At 64.3% G+C, this 4,791-nt stretch carries 5 protein-coding genes; 3 read left to right on the top strand and 2 right to left on the bottom strand.

The genetic code is table 11. The features are described from left to right. Positions 1-664, top strand: a 664-nt coding sequence (locus tag EOA27_RS22465; RefSeq protein ID WP_145970471.1) for an Mrp/NBP35 family ATP-binding protein, incomplete at its 5' end; no start/stop codon positions are given. A gap of 16 nt (positions 665-680) precedes the next feature. On the opposite strand, the gene EOA27_RS22460 is transcribed toward EOA27_RS22465, so the two are convergent. Continuing rightward, positions 681-1,130, bottom strand: coding sequence for a carbon monoxide dehydrogenase subunit G (locus tag EOA27_RS22460; protein WP_042647051.1), 450 nt, complete (start codon positions 1,128-1,130; stop codon positions 681-683). A 151-nt stretch (positions 1,131-1,281) separates the two neighbouring features. Between EOA27_RS22460 and EOA27_RS22455 the strand changes: the two genes are divergently transcribed. Then, positions 1,282-3,087 carry an IlvD/Edd family dehydratase gene (locus EOA27_RS22455; protein WP_126079693.1) on the top strand — a complete coding sequence of 602 codons (1,806 nt, stop codon included), beginning with the start codon at positions 1,282-1,284 and terminating at the stop codon, positions 3,085-3,087. A gap of 124 nt (positions 3,088-3,211) precedes the next feature. Beyond that, the gene (locus tag EOA27_RS22450; protein ID WP_126079692.1) at positions 3,212-3,610 is read left to right on the top strand and encodes a hypothetical protein; all 399 of its coding nucleotides are present in this window, start codon (positions 3,212-3,214) and stop codon (positions 3,608-3,610) included. Between the two features lie 59 nt (positions 3,611-3,669). Here the strand turns inward: EOA27_RS22450 and EOA27_RS22445 are convergent. Next, positions 3,670-4,791, bottom strand: a 1,122-nt coding sequence (locus EOA27_RS22445; RefSeq protein ID WP_127257219.1) for a trimethylamine methyltransferase family protein, incomplete at its 5' end; no start/stop codon positions are given.

Below are 4,791 nucleotides of genomic sequence, written 5' to 3'. Positions count from 1 at the left end.
GTCTATGCCCAGGCTGCTCAACATCCATGGCCGGCCGCAGACGGTCGACGGCAAGATCCTGAAGCCGATGCAGAATTATGGGCTGAAGGTCATGTCGATGGGCTTCCTCGTCGATGAGGAGACGCCGATGATCTGGCGCGGCCCGATGGTGATGTCGGCGCTGACGCAGATGCTGCGCGAGGTCGAATGGGGTCCGCTCGACGTGCTGGTGGTCGACATGCCGCCCGGCACCGGCGACGCCCAGCTCACCATGGCGCAGCAGGTGCCGCTTGCCGGCGCCGTCATCGTCTCCACTCCGCAGGACCTGGCGCTGATCGACGCGCGCAAGGGCCTCAACATGTTCAAGAAGGTCGACGTGCCGCTGCTCGGCATCGTCGAGAACATGAGCTACTTCCTCGCACCCGACACCGGCAAGCGCTACGACATTTTCGGCCATGGCGGGGCGCGCCGCGAGGCCGAGCGCCTCGGCGTCACCTTCCTCGGCGAGGTGCCTCTGGAAATGGGCATCCGCGAAAGCTCGGACGCCGGCGCGCCGGTGGTCGCCTCCAAGCCCGAGGGCGCCGAGGCGAAGATTTATCGCGACATCGCCTCGAAGGTCTGGGATCGGGTCCAGGAAGAGCGCGGCGCGGCCGAAGCCGCCGTGCCGAGCATCGTGTTCGAGTAGCCCTCCAGGGCAGGGGTCAGGCGCCGACCTTCTCGCCAAACGTCGAGAAGAACTGCCCCGCGAGCTTCTTCGATGTCGACTGGATCAGCCGGCTGCCGAGCTGCGCGATCTTGCCGCCGACCTCGGCCTTGGCGGCGTATTTGAGCACCGTCGCATCCGGCCCGTCCTCGGTCAGCGTCACGTCGGCGCCGCCCTTGGCGAAACCGGCAATGCCGCCCTTGCCTTCGCCCTGGATGGTGTAGGAATGCGGTGGCTTGAGGTTCTTCAGCGTCACTTCGCCGTTGAAGGTCGCCTTGATCGGCCCGATCTTCAGCACCACGGTCGCCGCCATCTCGGTGTCCGAATTCTTCTCGAGGCTCTGGCAGCCCGGAATGGCTTCTTTCAGGATCTCCGGGTCGTTGAGGGCTTCCCACACTTTTTTGACGGGTGCGGCGATCCGCTCCTCGCCTTCGATCACCAAAGCCATCAAACCCCTCCCGGATTGCTGTTATCGATTGGTCGTAGCGCGCGGCCCGTAACAAGTCTATCGCACCAAAGTCCGGGTCCCGGCTGCGTCTACCTCTTGCTTGCGCTCGCGCGTTGTCCTATCGATTTGTCATACAAATACGGAGACCACCATGGCAGGCGCCCCCACCAGGAAGAAGAAATTTCGCTCGCAGGAGTGGTTCGACAACCCCGACAATCCAGGCATGACGGCGCTCTATCTCGAGCGTTATCTGAACTATGGCCTGACCCGCGCCGAGCTGATGTCGGGCAAGCCGCTGATCGGCATCGCGCAGACCGGTTCTGATCTTTCGCCCTGCAACCGCCACCACCTCGAGCTTGCCAAGCGCGTGCGTGAAGGCATCGTCTCGATGGGCGGCATCCCCTTCGAGTTCCCGTGCCATCCGATCCAGGAGACCGGCAAGCGCCCGACCGCCGCGCTCGACCGCAACCTTGCCTATCTCAGCCTCGTCGAGGTTCTTTACGGCTATCCCCTCGACGGCGTCGTGCTCACCATCGGCTGCGACAAGACCACGCCGGCGTTGCTGATGGCGGCGGCCACCGTCAACATTCCGGCGATAGCGCTGTCGGTCGGTCCGATGCTCAATGGCTGGCACAAGGGCAAGCGCACCGGCTCCGGCACCATCGTCTGGGAGTCACGCCAGCGCCTGTCTGCCGGCGAGATCAACTATGACGAGTTCATGGACATCGTCGCCTCCTCGGCGCCGTCGACCGGCTATTGCAACACCATGGGCACCGCCACCACCATGAACTCGCTGGCCGAGGCGCTCGGCATGCAGCTCCCCGGTTCGGCCGCCATTCCGGCGCCCTATCGCGAGCGCGGCCAGATCGCCTACGAGACCGGCAAGCGCATCGTCGACATGGTGCATGAGGACCTGAAGCCCTCCGACATCATGACGCGCCAGGCCTTCGAAAACGCCATTGTCGTCAACTCGGCCATCGGCGGCTCCACCAATGCGCCGATCCACCTCAACGCGATCGCCCGCCATCTCGGCGTGCCGCTCGACAATGACGACTGGCAGAAGATCGGCCTCAACGTGCCGCTCCTCGTCAACCTGCAGCCGACCGGCGAATATCTTGGCGAAGACTATCACCATGCCGGCGGCGTGCCGGCGGTCGTCGCCGAATTGATGAAGGCGGGGCTCCTGCCGCATCCCGATGCGATCACCGCCAACGGCAAGTCGATGGGCGACAATTGCCGGGATGCCGTCAACGAGAACCACGAGGTCATCCGCAGCGCCGACCAGCCGCTCAAGGCCAATGCCGGCTTCATCAATCTCAAGGGCAATCTGTTCGATTCCGCCATCATGAAGACGAGCGGCATCTCGCCCGAGTTCCGTGAGCGTTATCTCTCCAATCCCAACGATCCGGAGGCTTTCGAGGGCAACGCCATGGTCTTCGACGGGCCGGAGGACTACCACGCCCGCATCGACGATCCGGCGCAGGGCATCGACGAGCACACGATCCTGTTCATGCGCGGCGCCGGTCCGGTCGGCTATCCGGGCGGCGCCGAGGTGGTCAACATGCAGCCGCCAGCCTACCTGATCAAGAAGGGCATCCATTCACTGGCCTGTATCGGTGACGGCCGCCAGTCCGGCACGTCCGGTTCGCCGTCGATCCTCAACGCCTCACCGGAAGCCGCGATCGGCGGCGGCCTCGCCCTGCTCAAGACCGGCGACCGCGTCCGCATCGACCTGAAGAAGGGCACGGCCAACATTCTCGTCAGCGACGAGGAGATCGCCAAGCGGCGCGCCGCGCTGCAGGCCAATGGCGGCTATCACTATCCCAAGCACCAGACGCCCTGGCAGGAGATCCAGCGCGGCATGGTCGACCAGTTCTCGGCCGGCATGGTGCTCAAGCCGGCGGTAAAGTACCAGGACGTCGCCCACACCAGCGGCGTGCCGCGCGACAATCACTGATTGTCGACTAAATCATGAGGACGGCTCGCCTCCGGCGAGTCGTCCTTTTTCGTGCCCTTGTTTCGGCCACGCCCAGCACACAGATAAGGTTGATCTCGGCAGGCCGCGAAGGGGGGAGATTATCGTGGCAAGACGGCGTTCTTCCCTGGGCTTCCTCGGCATGTTCGGCCGCTCGGGCGACCTGCGGCAGCTGGATGAGGCGTTGCGCAAGGCCGACCTGCATCCGGCCCTGGTTCCCGAAGGCGTGAAACTCACCATCGTCAATCTGATGAACGACCGCTGGCCGGACGAGCCGCCGGCCGACGCGTATAGCTCGGTGGCGCAGCTTTGCGGCTATTGCGTCGCCGGGCCGGACGTGTTCGAGCAGGCCAACGGCCGGGAGCCGACCTTGGCGGTCGAGCGCCGCATCGAGGCGGCGCTGGAGGCCGGCGACAGTTTCGACGCTCAGATCGTGCTGATGACGCTGCACGCCAAGCTGATCAATCCAGAAGTGGTTGAGCGCTATGGACTCAGCGCGGAGTGATTTGGGTAGGACGCGTTGAGATTCCGGTCAGGCCGGCCTCACCTAAATATCAACGTGTCCTAGCCGCCCATGCCGCTGCGCGGCAGCTTGATCATCTCGCCGAAGCGGGCGCGCAATTTGTCGTCGAGCAGGCGCGAGACATGGCGCGGGAAACGCTCCGCAAGCACGCGCTTCTTCTCCGCGATCGCCCGCGACAGGATGTCGGGCCGGCCCTTTTCGTTCCATTCCTTGGGCGAGAAACGGTCGCCGACGGCGGGATAGAAATACTCGGTCTGCATCAGCTTCAATGTCTGATCGTTGCCGAGATAGTGCCCGGGGCCTTTGAGGCAGACCTCGGCGATGGTGTCGATCGACAGCGCATCGTCGGTCACCTCGATGCCGCGCACGCAGCGCAGGCAATGTCCCAGCATGTCGTTGTCGATGATCAGGCTTTCGAGGCAGAAGCCGAGCAGTGAGGCATGCATGCCGGCCGACTCATAGACCAGGTTGAGGCCGGACAGCCCCGCCATCACATTGGTGATGCCCTTCTCGTAACCGGCCTGTATGTCGGGCAGCTTGGAGTCCGACATGCCGGCGGCCGAGCCGCCGGGCAGGTCGTAATATTGCGCCATCTGCGCGCAGGCCGCGGTCAGCACCGCCTGCTCGGCCGAGCCGCCGGACATGGCGCCTGTCCTGAGGTCGGAGACGAACGGCCATGTGCCGAAAATCGCCGGATGCCCAGGCTTGATTGCGTTGACATAGACCAGGCCCATCAGCACTTCCGCCACTGCCTGGACCACGGCGCCGGCAATCGCGGCGGGCGCTGTGGCGCCGGCCTGACCGGCCGAAAGAAGAAGGATCGGAATACCGCCCTCGACGCAGGCTTCGAGCACGCCGCAGGCGTCCTCGGCGAACTTCATCGGCGGCACGACGAAGCAGTTCGAGTTCGACACGAAAGGTCGCGCCCGGAAATTTTCTTCGCCGCCGGCGATCGTATAGAGCATCTCCAGCGCCGGCTTGACGTTCTCGCGCACGGTGAACGAGGTGCCGACATGCTTCGATGTCCCCATCACGCAGGCATAGAGCGTGTTGAAATCCATATCGAGCGGGTCGGGAATATCGCGCGGCACCAAGGTGCGCTGGAAGAAATGGATGTTGTCCAGCCCCTCGACGAGACGGGCGGCGTCATAGAGGTCCTGCAG

The sequence above is a fragment of the Mesorhizobium sp. M2A.F.Ca.ET.037.01.1.1 genome, from assembly GCF_003998075.1.
Classification (GTDB): Bacteria; Pseudomonadota; Alphaproteobacteria; order Rhizobiales; family Rhizobiaceae; genus Mesorhizobium.
Note: the sequence above shows the minus strand (reverse complement) of the source record. Positions and strands in the feature narration are given on the sequence as shown.